This window comes from Haloferax sp. AS1 (assembly GCF_014530665.1).
Lineage (GTDB): Archaea > Halobacteriota > Halobacteria > Halobacteriales > Haloferacaceae > Haloferax > Haloferax volcanii.
The window spans coordinates 39,398-54,779 of sequence record NZ_SPSA01000003.1 but is presented as its reverse complement, the minus strand read 5'-3'; the positions used below and the strand labels follow the sequence as shown (position 1 = coordinate 54,779).

Here is a 15,382-nt window from a genome sequence, read left to right as displayed (position 1 = left end):
GACGGAGGTGTCGGCGGCGTCACCGACGTTGGAGAAGTTCGTCCAACCGCTTCCGATTCCGTCGGTTCGAGAGCCCGACGGACAGCGAGACGGCGCGGACGCGTACGAGATAGCGGTCACCGAGTTCACCCAACAGCTTCACCCGGACCTGCCGGAGACGACGGTCTGGGGGTTCGACGGGTCGTATCCCGGCCCGACCATCGAGGCGGACGCCGGGAGCCCGGTCCACGTTCGCTTCGACAACAGCGGCCTCCCGAGCGAACACCTCTTTCCCGTCGACGACCGACTCGGCGGCACGACCGCGGAGAACCACCCCGGCTACGACGGTCCCGTGCCGGAGGTTCGGACCGTCACGCACTTCCACGGCCTCGAACTCGACCCCGCGAACGACGGGCAGTCCGATATGTGGACCTCGCCGGGCGGGGTCGAGGGACCGCGGTTCGACTCGGCGTGGCAGGAGCTTCCGATGGAACAGGGGCGAACGACGTCGACGTACCACGACCACACGCTGGGCATCACGCGACTCAACGCCTACGCCGGGCTTCTCGGTCTCTACTCGATTACGACCGACGCGGAGCGCGAACTCGGCCTGCCGTCGGGCGACTACGACATCCCGCTGTTGCTGCAAGACAAGGAGTTCAACGACGACGGCTCGCTGCACTACCCCGAGGAGTTCGTCTCGGCGTTCCTCGGCGATACCGCCGTCGTCAACGGGGCCGTGTGGCCGTACGTCGAGGTCGAACCGCGGCGGTACCGGTTCCGCATCCTGAACGGCGCGAATCACCGCTCGTTCGACCTGCAACTGGAGAGCGAAGGCGGGTCGGGCGTCCCGACGATGTACCAGTTCGCCCCCGGTCACGGCTTCCTCGAATCGGTCGTCCCCATCGGCCCGAACGGCGACCTCGACTCCCTGCTGCTCACGCCGTTCGAGCGCGGCGAACTCGTCGTCGACTTCTCCGACCACGCGGGCGAGACGCTCACGCTCGCCAACGGGGCCGACATGGGTCCCGAACTGACCGACCTCGTCGAGTTCCGCGTCTCGGACCCGTCGACGCCGCCGGAGGACGCGAGCGCCGACCCGACGAGTCTGTCGCTTCCGACGCCGGCCTCGTACGACGAGAGCGACGCGCGGGTGACCCGCGAGATGACGCTCGGGACCGAGGTTCGAAACGGCCTCATCACGCACACGCTGAACGGCCACGTCTTCGGCGACGAGGACGCGCCGGTCTACCCGCAACTCGGATCGACCGAGATATGGGAACTGCAAAACGAGTCGGGCGGGCGACACCCGATTCACCTGCATCTGGTCACGTTCAGAGTCATCGGCCGCGGACCCGACGGGACGCAACCGCCGGACCCCAACGAACTTGGGCCGAAAGACACCGTCCGCGTCGACCCCGGCGAACGCGTGCGGATACTCGTGACGTTCGAGGGCTACACCGGACAGTTCCCGTGGCACTGCCACATGCTCGAACACGAGGACAACAAGATGATGATTCCGTTCGTCGTCGAGAACCCCGTCGCGGACTACGCGAACGAGGAGAACGTCGTCGACGCGACGGGGCTGACCGACGCGGTCGGTGACTGGCGCAACGAAACCCTCGAAACCGAGGTGCTGCTCGAAGTCATCGACCAGTGGCGAAGCGGCGACGAAGTCGCCTGACCGCGGTTCCGCCGACTTACTGCACCGGCTCGGCCGAGCGGTCCGAGAACCACCGATTGCGGACGACGTACGCGACGAGGACGACCGCGGTGGCGACGCCGATAATCGAGTACACGTCGACCTCGGTGAGCGACCGGGCGGCTTCACCGAGGTAGACCGCCAGTATCGCTTCGAGCGCGTACCGCCCGCCGCGGCCGAGCACCGACGCCGCGAGGTACGTCCGGAGGTCGAGGTCGAACACGCCCGACCCGATGGAGAGCAGTTCGTACCCCTCGGGAATCGGCGCGAACGCCCCGAACGCGACCGTCACGAACCCCGAGCGTTCGAAGTAGCGCTCCACCTTGTGAATCCGCTCGCCCGCGAATCGCGAGTCCAGCGCGCGCCGGCCTCCTTTCTTGCCCATGAGGAAGCCGACCAGCCCCGCCGACACCGACCCGACGGTCGCAACGACTGCGTACGGGAGCGCGAACCCGGGGTTCGTCGCCGACAGCGGGACCAGCACCAAGTCCGGCGGGACGGGTAGCAAGAAGAATTCGAGAAACGCCACGAGCAGCAGCCCCGGCGCGCCGAGCGAGGCGAAAAACGCGGTCGAGAGTTCGACGGTCTCCAGTACGTCTAGCATCGTCGTCTCTACGCAGCCGCTGCTGTCAGTAATAAGTATCGCCGGCCGTGAACGTCGGCTCCGCGGGTGGGAACCGGCGGCACGAAACGTCGCCGCGGGTGCAAGGCGGCGAGTTCGGTGCTGGTTCGTGAACCGCGTCAGGCTGGCTGGTCCGGGGGGAGCGCGTCAGGCTATCGGCTGTCGGCTGTCGGTGGCGTGGTCAGTCGAGGGCTTCGGCCATCTTCTCGATGGGGTGGGGCGGGCGGGACTCGCCGGGTCTGTCGCCGAGTTGGGAGCGACACGACGCGCCGGGTGCCGTGACGACGTCGCCGGGGCTGTCGTCGACCTGTCCGAACAGGATTTCGCCGATGCCCTTCGAGAGTTCGTAGTGCTCTTCCTCGTAGCCGAACGACCCGGCCATCCCGCAGCAACTGGAGTCGAGCGGGTCGACGGCGTAGCCGGAGCGTCGCAGGACGCCCACGGCGTGGTGGTCCTTGTTCGTCGCCTTCTGGTTGCAGTGGCCGTGGTACGTCAGCGTCTCGGCGGGGGCGTCGAAGTCGAGGTGGTCGTCGGCGCGCGCGGCGTCGAGGTACTCCATGACGCCGTAGGCCGACCCCGAGACGAGTTCGACGGCCGTCCCGTCGAGGAGGTCGAGATACTCGTCTTGGAACATCACCGCGTCGGAGGGCTCGACGAAGACGACCGACCAGCCGTCGTCGACGTAGGGGCGAAGTCGCCCGACGTTGTGTCGCGCTCGGTCGCGGGCCGTGTCGAGCATCCCCATCGAGAACGCGGCGCGACCGCTCGATTCGAGGTCGCTCGGAATCCGAACGTGGACGTTCGCGGCTTCGAGGACCTCGACCGCGGCCTTGCCGGGTTCGGGGTAGTTGTAGTTGGTGTAGGTGTCGGGGAACAGAAGCACCTTCCCGCGGGCCTCGGCGGGCGGCACCGACGACCCGCCGCGGGCCTCGAACCACTCCTCCAGCGACTCGCTGCTGAAACTCGGCAGGTCGCGCTCGCTGGCGATGCCGAGAACCTTCTCCAGCAGGAGACGGCTCCCCGGAAGCTCCGCGGCGACGTTCGAAAGCGGGGCGAGTTTGCTCCCGAGTTTCGACAGCGTGTCGACGTTGGCGAACACCCGCGAGCGGAGGCTGGTGCCTTCTTTCTGGTGGTACTGGTGTTTCACCTCGGATTTCAGCTTCGCCATGTCGACGCCGGTCGGACAGTCGCTCTGACAGCCCTTACAGCCGACACAGAGGTCCATCACCTCGGTCTGGAAGCGCTCGGAGTACAGTTCGTCCTCGGGGAGTTCACCCGAGATGGCGGCCCGGAGCATGTTTGCGCGCCCGCGGGTCGTCTGGACTTCCTCCTTCGAGGCGCGGTAGGTCGGGCACATGGTGTTCGAGTCGGTCTGCCGGCAAGTGCCACAGCCGTTACAGAGTTCGACGAGGTGCGAGAAGCCGCCCTCGTCGTCGAAGTCGAGGTCGGTCTGGGGCTCGACGGACTGGTAGTCAGGACCGTAGCGGAGGTTCTCGCGCATGTCCGCGCCGACGCCCCGGTCGCTGTCCGGGCCGGGGTCCGAGGGTCCGTCGCGGTAGACGACGTTTCCGGGGTTGAACAGCCAGTCGGGGTCGAACGCCGTCTTCAGTTCCTTGAACGCGCCCCAGAGTTCGGGTCCGTACATCTTCGGGTTGAACTCGGTCCGGGCCATCCCGTCGCCGTGCTCGCCCGAGAAGGCCCCGTGGTGTTCGACGACGAGGTCGGTCACGTCGTCGGTGATGGAGTGCATCTTCTCGATGCCCTCGTTCTCCTTGAGGTTCAGAATCGGGCGGATGTGGAGCGTCCCCGACCCGGCGTGGGCGAAGTACGCGGCCGACGTGCCGTGGTTCTCAAGGACGTCCTCGAACTTCTGGACGTACTCCGCGAGTTCTTCGGGCGGGACGGTCGCGTCCTCGATGAACGGGTACGGCTTCGGGTCGCCTTCGAGGCTCATCAACAGCGGAATCGCCGCCTTGCGGAGCTTCCACAGTCGGCCTTGGCTCTCCTCGGAGTAGGCTTCGAGCACGTCGAACGCCGCGCCGGAGTCGACGAAGTGGGCGTTCGTGTCCGCGACCGCGGCCTCGAAGTCGTCGACGAGTTCGTCGTCCCACTCCAGCATCAGCGCCGCCTTCGCGCCCTCGGGGATGGGTTCGGCGTACTCGGCGTAGCCCTCCGACTCGCGGGCGAGGCGGAACACCTCGTCGTCCATGAGTTCGACGGCGCTGACGGGGAATTCGAGCGCCTCCGGGACGGCCTCCATCGCGTCCACGAGGTCGTCGAAGCAGTACAGCGCGAGCGCCGTCTCGTCCGGCTTGGTGACGAGCGAGACGGTCGCCTCGACGATGACGCCGAGGGTGCCCTCCGCGCCGACGAACAGCTTCGAGAGGTTGATGACCGCCTCTCCGTCGTCGTTCTCGTAGATGACTTTCTGGAGGTTATACCCCGACACCGAGCGCTTGAGGCTCGGATACTTGTTCTCTATTTCCGACTCGTGGTTCTCGACGAGCGTCCGGACCGTCCGGTAGATGTTCGCCTCCAGGTCGTCTTGGGCGAGAATCGAGTCGTACTCGTCGCTGTCGAGGACGACCTCGCGGGTGTGAATCAGCGAGCCGTCGGCCAGAATCACTTCCAACTCCTCGGTGTAGGCGTCGGTGATGCCGTAGCGGACCGAGTGCGCGCCCGTGGAGTTGTTGCCGATGCCGCCGCCCACGGTCGAGCGATTCGAGGAGGCGGGGTCCGGCGCGAACTTGAGGCCGTGGTCCGCGAGCGCGGCGTCGAGGTGGTCCTGAACGCACCCCGGCTGGACGGTGGCACGCCTCGCCTGCGGGTCGATATCGACGATATCGTCCATGTACTTCGTGAAATCGATGACGACGCAGCCCCGTCCGACGGTCTGACCGCCCAGCGAGGAGCCCGTTCCGCGTGGCAGAACGGGGACGCCGTGGTTTGCCGCGGTCTCCACGGTGGCGCGAACGTCGTCGGCGTCCCTCGGCAGGACGACCCCCGCGGGTCGCGCCTGATAGATGCTGCCGTCGGTCGCGTACAGCACCTGCGCGTACTCGTCGAACTTCACGTCGCCGTCGACGCGGTCCCGTAACTCCGTCGCCAGTGCGGTGTAGGCCGTCGCGTCCGGACGGTCCACGTCGAGCGTCGTCGCCGATGTCTCTCCTCCCCGTGGGGAGTCGAGCACGTCTTCAACTGCCATCATCAATGATACACATACGCACGGATTAAATCCTCTGGTGTTGCGACACGTTCTCGTCCCCCGAACGGCTCTCACGACCGACGTGGGGATTTATAGTCGCGTCCTCGGTACGTATCTTCATTCATGGTCAGGTCACCGAACTGGAATCAAACTGACGTGGCGCGCGCCATCCCGACGGCGTCCAAGACGGAGGTCGACCAACTGCTCGCGAGCCTCCAGCGACTGACCGGTATCGGCGTGTGGTCCTACGACGTGTCGCGCGACGAACTGTGGTGGAGCGACGAGGCAAAGCGAATACACGGGTTCGACGCGGCGGCGACGCCGACCGTCTCGGACGTCGTCGAGCAGTACGCCGAAGGCGACCAAGACGGCGTGTTGGTTCGCCTCGGCGACGCTATCGAACACGGCGAGCCCTTTGCTATCGACGTGCGGTACGCGAGCGAGCGAACGACCGAGCGGTCGATACGGCTTTCGTGCGACCCGCTGGTAGAGGACGGTCAGACGGTCACGCTCTACGGTGTCGTGCGGGACGTGACGGACACGAAGCGTCAGGAACAGCGCATCGAGATTCTTCGCCGGACGAGCCAGGAGTTACGGAACGCGAGTTCGAAGGCGGAGGTGGCGGAGATACTGGCCGACGCGGCGAAGAACGTCCTCGGCCTCGTCAACACGACCGTCCGGTTGGTCGACGAGAACCGGAACATGCTCCAAACCATCGAAGCGACCGAGGAGTGTCTGGAACGCGCCGGCGACCGGCCGAACTACTCGGTCAGCGAGGACACGCCGGCCGCGCGGACGTACCGGACGGGCGAGCCGGTCATCCACGCGAACCACGAGCACACCGAAGACGACCACAGTCGGGGCGCGCTCCAATCGGGGCTGTACGTCCCCATCGGGAGCCACGGCGTGCTCAGCGCCGGCGACGTGGTCGTCGACGCGTTCGAGGAACACGACCTCGAAGCCGCGGGCCTCCTCGGCCAACTCGGCGCGGAGGCAATCACGCGAATCGGCTGGGTGAAACGGTCGCGGGCGATTTGACGGCCGACCGAACAGCCACGACGCACGCGAACCGAACAGCGTTCGACGCATCCCACCGTTCTATTTCGTTTGTTCCCGCGGGAATACGAGAGAAACATGCCCGGATTGACCGGGCTGGCGGGGCAGTTCAGCTGATTTACATTATGGCAACAGTTATGAACCATCATGATAATAATTGGTGTATGATTGAGAACGTGACCGGGCGACGGCTCAAGACGACCCAGGCCTCGCTGGAGATTCTCAGCCTCATTCTGGAACACGACGGTCTCACACTCGCTGAACTGGACACGATGGTCGACAGTTCGAAAAGCTCCATTTGTAGTCACCTCAACACGCTCTTGGAGAGTCGGTATCTGGTCAAGCGCGACGGCGTCTACCGCGTCAGTTTCAGGGTGGCGCTGTTGGGCGAGCGCGCCCGACATCGGTATCCGAGCGACGAGGTCGTCGAGCGGGTCGTCGACGAACTGGCCGACGCGACCGGCCAAGAGGCGAACTTCACTATCTTCGAACACGGTCGGCTGCTCATGTGTTACGGCTCGTCGACCGACGAGGGACGGGACGCGAACGGCATCCGCTACCGGTCGGAGTACCATCTGCACAACACGGCCGCGGGGAAAGCCATCCTCTCGGAACTGGACCGCGACGAGGTGGCGTCGATAGTCGACCACTGGGGCCTGCCGCGGGAGTCGGAGGGTACGATTACGAACGCCGACCGGCTGTTCGACGCGTTGGACGAAATCGCGACTCAGGAGTACGCCGTCGTCGACGAGGAGTTCGCGCCGAATCTCATCGCCGTCGGCGCGCCGGTCCACGACGGCGACGGGCGTATCGTCGGCGGCCTCAGCGTCGGCGGCCCGAAGTATCAGGTGGATATGACGCGACTCGAACGCGAATTCGCCGACGAACTGCTGAACGCCGTCGAGTCGCTGGAAGCGGCGCTCTCGTAGGCAAACACCGCCGTCTCAGGTACCAACCGCGAAAATGGCGGGTGCGGGTTGGCTGGCGTTGTCAGGCTGACTGCTGGTCGTTAGTCGTCCGTCCCGACGGCCATCGCGCGCTCGACGATGCCCTCGCCGTACATCTCCTCGAGGGCGTCGTGTTGGTCCGGGCGGTGCTCGTACACGTCTTGGAACAGGGCGACGGGCGTCATCGCGGCCTGATAGGTCGCCTCGTCCCACATGCGGTCCTTGGCGATGTCGACTTCGACGCCGTCGATGACGAGCGTCGTCGCCTGCGTCATCGCAATCGCGCCCTTGCCGGCCTCCTTGGCCGCCTCGAACTCCTCCATGGAGTCGACGATGTCGTCCATGCTCGGGACGTAGGTGGTCAGGCCCAACAGCTCCTCGTGGAGTTCCCCGCCGTCGAGTTCCTGTTCGTCGCCGTCGACGCGGAGCACGTAGCTGTCGTCGCCGACCTGTTCGAGCGAGAGTTCGTCGCCGTCGTACACCTGTCGACCGTCCTCGGCGTCGAGTTCGATTTCGTCGTCGTCGAGTTCGAGGAGCCAACTGCCGGTCTTCGGCGGCAGCGGTGCCTCGTTGGCGGTGACGACCTGCCCGGGCGTGAGCGCCCAGATACCCGTCATCCCCATGGCGCGGTTCTCGACCATGCGTTCGCGGTAGCCCTCCACGTCGCGGATGTCGTCGTAGGGGCCGTCCACGGCGATACAGCCGGCGGCGCTGGCCCCGCGCGAGGTGTTGTGCCGCAGTTCGGCCCACGCCGGAAGCTCGCCGGTCGGCGTCATGGCGCGCATGTCCTTCGTGTAGTCGACCTGCCCGTCGACGAGGAGGAACAGCCGTTCGAGGTTGTTGGAGGGCTTGCCCTTCTCCGCGCGGAGGTCGCTCATCGCGAGTTCGGCCTCGCCGCTCTCGATGATGACCGACATCGAGAGGCTTCCCTCGTCGAGACCGTGTTCGTTCTCGATGATGGTGATGAACTCGTCTGCCTTCTTCCAGTCGTCGAGGTCACCGACCTCGGGGATGACGAACCCGTCGATGTGCTCGACCGCACCGTTTTCGGGGTCGGTGATTTCGAGCATCTGCTTGAAGCCCTCGTAGCGGGTCGAGGGGTCGTCGCGGTGCCAGACGACGCGGGGGTGAATCTCGCCGGGGAAGTCGGCTCCGTGTTCGGAGACGACCTCGACGAGGTTCTGGACGCCCTCGGCCCGCATCGTCGGTGCCGTGGCGTCCTCGTTGTCCGGAATCCATGTGTCGGGGGCCTGCATCCCCCGAAGTTGGGCCGCGCTCTGCAACATCTTCGCCGAGTTCTCGCCGCTGACCGCCGTCGGCGAGGTGAAAAACGTCCGTACGAACTCTCGTTCGTAGTTTCTGTCGCTACTCATATCGACAGTCGAAACGTCTCTTGCGAAACATATTAAATATTTAGACTCGCCCAACTTCGAGTCGAACTCGGGCGGTTCGCCGTGATTTCGTTCCTGAGCTCACCCGACGAGTGCGACCGACGATACACCCCACCGTTCGGTCACCGCACCGCCTCATCACCACTATCATCACTAACTTACATTATGTAAATGTGTATGATGTCATGTGTGCACATTATACAGATATATGGGATTAAGTGAAAATTGATTACAAGCATATGGTTGTAATGCTTTGCGGTGGTTCGCCGTGAGGTAGACCATCGTTCGAATTATGTAAATACTCGTTGTCGCTCAGTCCAAGCGCAACGTCTCGTCTCGATACCGGCCGACGACGGGTCGGTCCGTAGCTTGACGTGGCTTCACCGAGTTGCCCGTTCGTATCAATTTTCAATATTACTAAGAGAACAATTAGATAGTCAGATACAGGAGGCTCGGATTGCGAACGACGGCCGTCGTCGAACGTACCTCATCGACCGCCGAACTGAGTAGTACACCCATTACAGAGCACAAACAGCGTTTGGTGCACGAATGAGAGATTCGGAGACGAGATGGAGCGGTTCCGAACACGTCGCTCGATTCGAACGCGCCCTCGTCAGCCGTGAATATACAGCTAGAGGAGATACGCCGCCGGTATCGACATTCAGATTCAGCGAGTGGGCCCGAACGCTCGTCGATACGGTGTCGACCTGTGAATGTAGCTGTGATTGATATTTGATACGGGTATTCGAATGAACTATTGAATTTCTGACTGTTCGAAACGCCCGATGCTCCGGGCGTTCGCGCTCCGGTTGAGTCGGCGTTCGTCGCGGTGGTTGGCTAGCTCCTACCACTCGTACTCCCGGTGAACCCGCCGGGCCTCGTCGTTCAGCACGGGGCCGACGACCTCGGTGACGCCGTCGAGAACTGCGGCCGACCGAACGCCGGGATTCGAACCCGTGAACTCCCCGATTTCGTCGCCGCCGACACCGTACACGACGCGCGCGAACCCGGCGGTCGCCATTCCGCCGGCGCACATGGGACAGGGCTCCGTGCTGGTGTACATCACCATCGCCGCTCGCTCGTCGGCGTCGTACTCCCGACACGCCTGATAGGCGAGTTGTAACTCGGGATGGCGTCGGATATCGGACTCCGTCACGATTCGGTTCGAGTCGCGCATGATGACCTCGTCGTCGCGGACGAGTACGGACCCGAACGGTTCGTCGCCGCGAGCGGCCGCCTTTCGGGCGAGTTCGAAACTCTCGCGCATGTGTCTCTCGTGGTCGAAGTCGTCGAAGTGCGTCGTCACGGTCGCCTGTGCTCACTCCCGAGACCGAGTTAAATCGAACGGCGGGTCGTAATTCGGGTTTGTCGAGTTATCTAAATTATTCTGATTCCGTGGATTCTTTCGATATTCTGAGCTAGTAGGATTTTCCGGAAAATCGAACGCCACCGGATTCCTCAACGATGTGCAGTTCCGGGGGACATCCGAGCAATTCTGGTAATTTAAATAATTTACAGTATCTGGATGTGGAACAGTATCTCGACTGTGGGCCATCGAGGTAACCGACGATAGCGAAATAATCTGAATAACGAGACGTATAATGATAAGCCGAAGTAGACAGATTATGTATCTCCTCTCATCTGGGTGGATACTGCGACGACGACGAACGAGCCACAGAATTGCAGTTAATTGAATTACTCGACGAATATAGATAATTTAGGTTATCTACAATATCCTTATTACGCACGTTTAGGCAGCTGACTCCGCGCGCCCGAATCCGCGGCCGCGGTGATACACTTCGAGACTGTGTGTAATTCAGATAATGTGAAGTATGTGGCTTAGATAGAGTATCTAAATACTGTAAAGTTGGTCGATAATGGCCTGTTGTCGAATTATGCATCGACCCGATGGGGCACCGTATCGACAGTACCGACACTACCGAAGTACTCCAGACAATCCACATAATTCACAAATCGAGGTAGTTCGGGAAATTCAAATTATTCGAATTACTCAGATAGGGTGGATGTGGTCGGTCGAATACACTCCGTGGGGAGGGTTGAGACTGGCACCGTGTCGCGCTGGACTGGACGGCGGCGCGGTGACGACAAACGCGAGAACGGATTAGCCCAACTTCGACAGCAGTTTGCGACCGGTCCACCGGCTAACTCCCGGGAGGGGACGAGCCATTCGACGCGACAGCACGACGTAACACGACCGAACGCCCGTCACCGCGGACGCGAGCGTCGAAAACCGACGCGAGAGTGTTAGTAACCCCATCTGATAATTTGGATATTCGCTAGCTGGACAACCCGGATTAGAGATGGGTGATACCACAGTTATAATCATTATGTCTACGGTCGAAATATGCGTGTGGCCCGACATTGTCGTGCGATATCCTGTTATTAGGTTTGCCTAAACTTCGAAACGGTTATCTGTCTTTAGGCAGGCCTAAATAATATGGTTCGAAGACGACAGATACTCGCAGGAAGTGCAGGACTCTTCGCATCGGCTCTCGCTGGCTGTACCGCGGGCGGGAGCGCGGATTCCGAGTCGACGGCCGCCGCGGAATCCGAAACCGAGGCCGCCACCGAGTCGACGACGACCGAACAGACGACCGAGAGCGCCGGGCAGTACACCGTCGAGATAGAACCGAACGACCCGTACACGTTCGAAGCAGTGCCGGAGACGTACGGCGTCGCCTCCGGGCCCTTCCTCGATATGGGGATGGCGCTCGGCATCCATCCGAGTGCGACCACCGGCCTCGAACGCGCGCCGCTCAAGTTCTACGACCTCCTCGGGCTCGAATTCGACGAGAGTCGAATCACCAAGCTCGCGAGCGGTGCGGAATCCGGCTTCGACAAGGAGAACTTCTACGCCGCCGACGCCGACGTGTGGCTCATCGCCCGCGCCACGCTCGGCCGCTACGTCAGTTGGGACGCCTCGGACTACGAGGAAGTCGAATCCCAGACCGGACCCTTCCTCGGTACGACTCTCCGGTTCGCCCCGACGGCCGCCGTCAGCAACGAGCCGAATCCGTACACGCTCTACGAGGCGTTCGAGAAGGTCGCAACGGTGTTCCAGCGCCGACAGCAGTTCCAGGCGTGGCAGTCGTTCCACGACGACCTCATGAGCACTATCGAAGCCGGTCTCCCGCCGGAGGACGAACGCCCCACCGTCGCCGCCATCTGGCGCGGCGTCAGCCCCGACTCCGGCCAGTTCCGCGTCGCGCCCCTCCACCGCCTCGGCAACAACACCAAGTCGTACTTCCGGGTCGGCATGAAAGACGCCTTCGAGGGACGCTACCCCGAGGGACCCATCGGCTACGAGGAGCTCATCAACGTCGACCCCGACTACATCGGCGCGGTGGGCGCGCTCACCTCCTCGACCCACGAGGAGTTCGTCGACACCGTCGTTGAGCCGTTCGAGAACAACGAGAGCGGACAGCGGCTCACGGCCGTTCAGGAGGGCAACCTCATCCGAAGCGCCGGGCAGTACATGGGCCCAATCGTCGATATGTTCTCGACGGAAGCCGTCGCCAAGATGGTGTATCCCGACCAGTTCGGTGAGTGGCCGGGTGCGGTCGGAGACGTGCCCGAAGACGAACAGCTGTTCGACCGCGAGCGCCTCGTCGACATCGTCAACGGGAACTTCTGACGCCCGATGAGCAAGGTTACAGACGCGGTCGGTGCGGTTCGCGCGGAGTGGCGCGACCGGTACGCCGACTCGATGCTCGCCCTCGTCATCGTCGGCAGCCTCGCGGTCCTCCTCGGGGCGACGCTCTTACAGGTGAGCTTCGGCGCGTACCCCCTCACCCTCTCCGAAGCGTGGGGTGCTGTCTTCGACTCGGCGGTCGTGTTCGACGCCGACGTGTGGCGTGCGTTCCTGCTCGGCGGCGACATCCCCGAATGGTTCACCCAGCGCCAGTTCGTCGTCTGGAACATTCGCCTGCCGCGGGTTCTCGTCGGCGTCCTCGTCGGTGCCAACCTCGCGGTCTCGGGCGCAATCTTCCAGGTCGTCACCCGAAACGAACTGGCGAGTCCGTACGTCCTCGGCATCAGCGACGGCGCGGGGCTCGTCGTGCTCGTCACGCTGACGTTCCTGTCGGGACTGCTCCCGCTCATGCCGGTGCTCGCCGCCGTCGGAGGCGCAATCGCGTTCCTCCTCGTCTACCTCATCGCGTGGAAGAACGGCACCTCGCCGGTCAGACTCGTCCTTGCGGGCGTCGTCGTCGGGACGGTCTTCGGCTCCGTCCAGCGCGCGATGTTCTTTTTCATCAACGACCTCGGCGTCGTGATGTCCGCGCAGGCGTGGCTGTCCGGGTCGCTGCTCGGAACCGACTGGGCGCAGGTGCGTATCGCGCTCCCGTTCACCATCGTCGCGCTCGGACTCGCGCTCGCGGTCACCAAGGAACTCGACGTGCTGCTCCTCGGCGAGGAGACCGCGCAGTCGCTCGGCATGCCCGTCGAGAAGGTCCGCTTCGCCGTCGCCGGTATCGCCATCCTCTCGACGGCGGCGGCGATAGCCGTCGCGGGACTGGTCGGCTTCGTCGGCCTCATCGTCCCGCATATGGTCCGGAACCTCGTCGGTAGCAACTCGAAGCGGCTCCTCATCGGCTGTGCGTTCCTCGGGCCGGCGCTCCTCGTCGGTGCCGACGTGGGCGCGCGACTCGCGCTGAGTCCGATTCAGCTCCCGGTCGGCATCATCACCGGCCTCGTCGGGGGACCGTACTTCCTCTACCTCATGCGGAAAAAAGAGGACATCGGGTCGGTCTGAGGCCGTCGCCCCGCGTTCTCGGGCGGCGAGGCCGATACAGCCGCGTCAGTGCTCCGGCGTGGGGAGCCTGACTTCGACCGTCGACCCACCGCCGGCGCGGTCGACGATAGAAACCTCGCCGTCGAACTGCGTGACGAACCAGGAGACGGTCCACAGTCCCATCCCGCTCCCGTGCGACAGCGGCGTTTCCTCCCCGCGTTCCAAGATTTCGCGTTCCGTCTGCGGGATTCCCGGCCCGTTGTCTTCGACCGTAATTTCGACTCGCTCGCCCGAGATGCGGCGCGACGCGACGGTGACCACGGGGTCATCCTCGTCGTTGTGGACGATGGCGTTCTGCACGAGTTCGTCGAGCGCGAGGGAAAGCGAGTGCGCGCTCGCGAGCACGGTCTGCTCGCCCGGCCGGAGTCGAATCGTCGCATCGGGATATCGCCGCTCGTACGTCCGCTTGATATCCGACAACACGTCGTCGACGCGGACCGGCTGCTTGTCGGTGGATTCCTCCACGACGTTCTCGAACCGCCGGGCCTTCTCGCCGGTCGACATGAGGTCGTCGGCGTTCTCGATGATTCGGTCCGTCTTCGAGACCATCGCCTCGACCGAAAACTGACTCGCCGCGGTGACTATCTCGTCGAGCGCTCGAAGTTCGGCATCGATACCGCTGGTCGTCTCGCTGAGGTTCGTCACCGTCTCGGCCAACTGGTCGTAGTCGCCCTTCTCCGTCGGGAGGTCGACTGCGTCGAGGTCTCGGCGCAATTCTCGTGCGTACCCGCTGACGATATTAAGATTGTTCCGCAGGTTGTGCCGAAGCACCCGATTCAGCACCATGAGTCGCTCTTCGCGCTCTTTTCGGTTCGAGATGTCGCGCACCGCGCCGCGGACGCTCATGCCGTCATCCGCTGCCTCGCCTCGGATTTGAACCCACCGCGTTCGACCCGAAGCCGTAATCACCCGCATCTCGATGTCGAACGACTCGCCGTCGGCCCGCGCGCTCTCGATAGCCTCATTGATAATCGTCCGGTCGTCCTCGTGAAAGAACTGTCTGAGCTCTTCGAGCGTCAGTTCCGTGTCGGGCGGGAGATCCACCAGTCGTTTCGTCCCGTCGGTCAGCTGTAAGTCGTTGGTCCCGTAATCGACTTCCCACCCCCCGATATCGGCCAGTTGTTCGGTGCGTTCGAGCCGGTCTCGATTCCGTTCCAGCTCTTGTCGGTACTCGTAGGTCTCGGTGATGTCCCGGACGATTTTCGTGAACCCGCGGAGCTCCCCGCGGTCGTTGGTCAACGCGCGAACCGTGACGTGCGCGAGAATCCGCGACCCGTCTTTCCGGACGCGCCACCCCTTTTCCTCGTAGCTCCCCTCCGCTTCGGCGACTGCGAGCACCGTCTCGGGCGACGTACCGTCGTCGCTGTCGGGGTAAAACACCGACAGATGGCGGCCGAGAATCTCGTCGCGCTCGTAGCCTTTGATTCGTCTCGCGCCCTCGTTCCACGTTGCGACGTATCCGTCCGCATCGAGGAGAAATATCGCGTATTCAGTTACCTCCTGAAAGAACTCTCGTAGGATGAGATCGGATTCGATGTGTTCGAACAGCTCTCTCCGCTCGCTTGACATTATTGGTTGAGTACCATCCGCACGCGCATAAACTCCCCGGCGTTCGAGGCGTGTACGGTCGGAAGCGCCGTCGACCGGTCGTCGAGTCACCCGTCAGC

The 15,382-nt window shown here is 63.4% G+C and carries 10 protein-coding genes; 5 read left to right on the top strand and 5 right to left on the bottom strand.

Annotation, left to right across the window (positions count from 1 at the left end):
• The first annotated feature begins 7 nt into the window (after positions 1–7).
• Positions 8–1,663, top strand: a complete 1,656-nt coding sequence (locus tag E4P24_RS17230; protein WP_115803684.1) for a multicopper oxidase family protein — start codon at positions 8–10, stop codon at positions 1,661–1,663.
• Positions 1,664–1,679: 16 nt separating this feature from the next.
• Here the strand turns inward: E4P24_RS17230 and E4P24_RS17225 are convergent, their stop codons facing one another.
• Together E4P24_RS17225 and E4P24_RS17220 are read right to left on the bottom strand one after the other, a co-directional pair.
• Positions 1,680–2,285, bottom strand: a complete 606-nt coding sequence (locus E4P24_RS17225) for a YqaA family protein (RefSeq protein WP_188148929.1) — start codon at positions 2,283–2,285, stop codon at positions 1,680–1,682.
• Between the two features lie 199 nt (positions 2,286–2,484).
• Complete coding sequence (locus E4P24_RS17220; protein WP_188148928.1) at positions 2,485–5,511, bottom strand: FAD-binding and (Fe-S)-binding domain-containing protein; 3,027 nt, start codon at positions 5,509–5,511, stop codon at positions 2,485–2,487.
• A gap of 153 nt (positions 5,512–5,664) precedes the next feature.
• On the opposite strand from E4P24_RS17220, the gene E4P24_RS17215 reads away from it, so the two are divergent.
• Both E4P24_RS17215 and E4P24_RS17210 read left to right on the top strand, forming a co-directional pair.
• Entirely contained in the window at positions 5,665–6,546 is an 882-nt protein-coding gene (locus E4P24_RS17215; RefSeq protein WP_004041332.1) for a GAF domain-containing protein, read from the top strand.
• 182 nt (positions 6,547–6,728) lie between these two features.
• Positions 6,729–7,493 (top strand): IclR family transcriptional regulator, encoded by a 765-nt coding sequence (locus E4P24_RS17210; RefSeq protein WP_004041333.1) that lies wholly within the window; start codon positions 6,729–6,731, stop codon positions 7,491–7,493.
• A gap of 80 nt (positions 7,494–7,573) precedes the next feature.
• On the opposite strand, the gene aceB is transcribed toward E4P24_RS17210, so the two are convergent.
• Both aceB and E4P24_RS17200 read right to left on the bottom strand, forming a co-directional pair.
• Complete coding sequence (gene aceB / locus E4P24_RS17205) at positions 7,574–8,884, bottom strand: malate synthase AceB (RefSeq protein WP_188148927.1); 1,311 nt, start codon at positions 8,882–8,884, stop codon at positions 7,574–7,576.
• Positions 8,885–9,746: 862 nt separating this feature from the next.
• The gene (locus E4P24_RS17200) at positions 9,747–10,208 is read right to left on the bottom strand and encodes a nucleoside deaminase (RefSeq protein WP_255409753.1); all 462 of its coding nucleotides are present in this window, start codon (positions 10,206–10,208) and stop codon (positions 9,747–9,749) included.
• A gap of 1,152 nt (positions 10,209–11,360) precedes the next feature.
• Here E4P24_RS17200 and E4P24_RS17195 point away from each other — a divergent pair.
• Both E4P24_RS17195 and E4P24_RS17190 read left to right on the top strand, forming a co-directional pair.
• The gene (locus E4P24_RS17195; RefSeq protein WP_008607371.1) at positions 11,361–12,557 is read left to right on the top strand and encodes an ABC transporter substrate-binding protein; all 1,197 of its coding nucleotides are present in this window, start codon (positions 11,361–11,363) and stop codon (positions 12,555–12,557) included.
• A 6-nt stretch (positions 12,558–12,563) separates the two neighbouring features.
• A complete protein-coding gene (locus tag E4P24_RS17190; RefSeq protein WP_004041337.1) occupies positions 12,564–13,676 on the top strand; it encodes an iron ABC transporter permease in 1,113 nt (370 codons plus the stop codon).
• A 45-nt stretch (positions 13,677–13,721) separates the two neighbouring features.
• On the opposite strand, the gene E4P24_RS17185 is transcribed toward E4P24_RS17190, so the two are convergent.
• On the bottom strand, positions 13,722–15,284 hold the full coding sequence (locus tag E4P24_RS17185; protein WP_188148926.1) for a PAS domain-containing sensor histidine kinase: 1,563 nt from the start codon (positions 15,282–15,284) through the stop codon (positions 13,722–13,724).
• Between the last annotated feature and the right edge of the window lie 98 nt (positions 15,285–15,382).

What these genes read in the sequence shown, in the direction of transcription:
- E4P24_RS17210 (WP_004041333.1), top strand. Translation starts at nt 6,729, where the DNA reads ATGATTGAGAACGTGACCGGGCGACGGCTCAAGACGACCCAGGCCTCG.
- E4P24_RS17190 (WP_004041337.1), top strand. Translation starts at nt 12,564, where the DNA reads ATGAGCAAGGTTACAGACGCGGTCGGTGCGGTTCGCGCGGAGTGGCGC.
- E4P24_RS17225 (WP_188148929.1), bottom strand. Translation starts at nt 2,285, where the DNA reads ATGCTAGACGTACTGGAGACCGTCGAACTCTCGACCGCGTTTTTCGCC.
- E4P24_RS17220 (WP_188148928.1), bottom strand. Translation starts at nt 5,511, where the DNA reads ATGATGGCAGTTGAAGACGTGCTCGACTCCCCACGGGGAGGAGAGACA.
- aceB (WP_188148927.1), bottom strand. Translation starts at nt 8,884, where the DNA reads ATGAGTAGCGACAGAAACTACGAACGAGAGTTCGTACGGACGTTTTTC.
- E4P24_RS17195 (WP_008607371.1), top strand. Translation starts at nt 11,361, where the DNA reads ATGGTTCGAAGACGACAGATACTCGCAGGAAGTGCAGGACTCTTCGCA.
- E4P24_RS17185 (WP_188148926.1), bottom strand. Translation starts at nt 15,284, where the DNA reads ATGTCAAGCGAGCGGAGAGAGCTGTTCGAACACATCGAATCCGATCTC.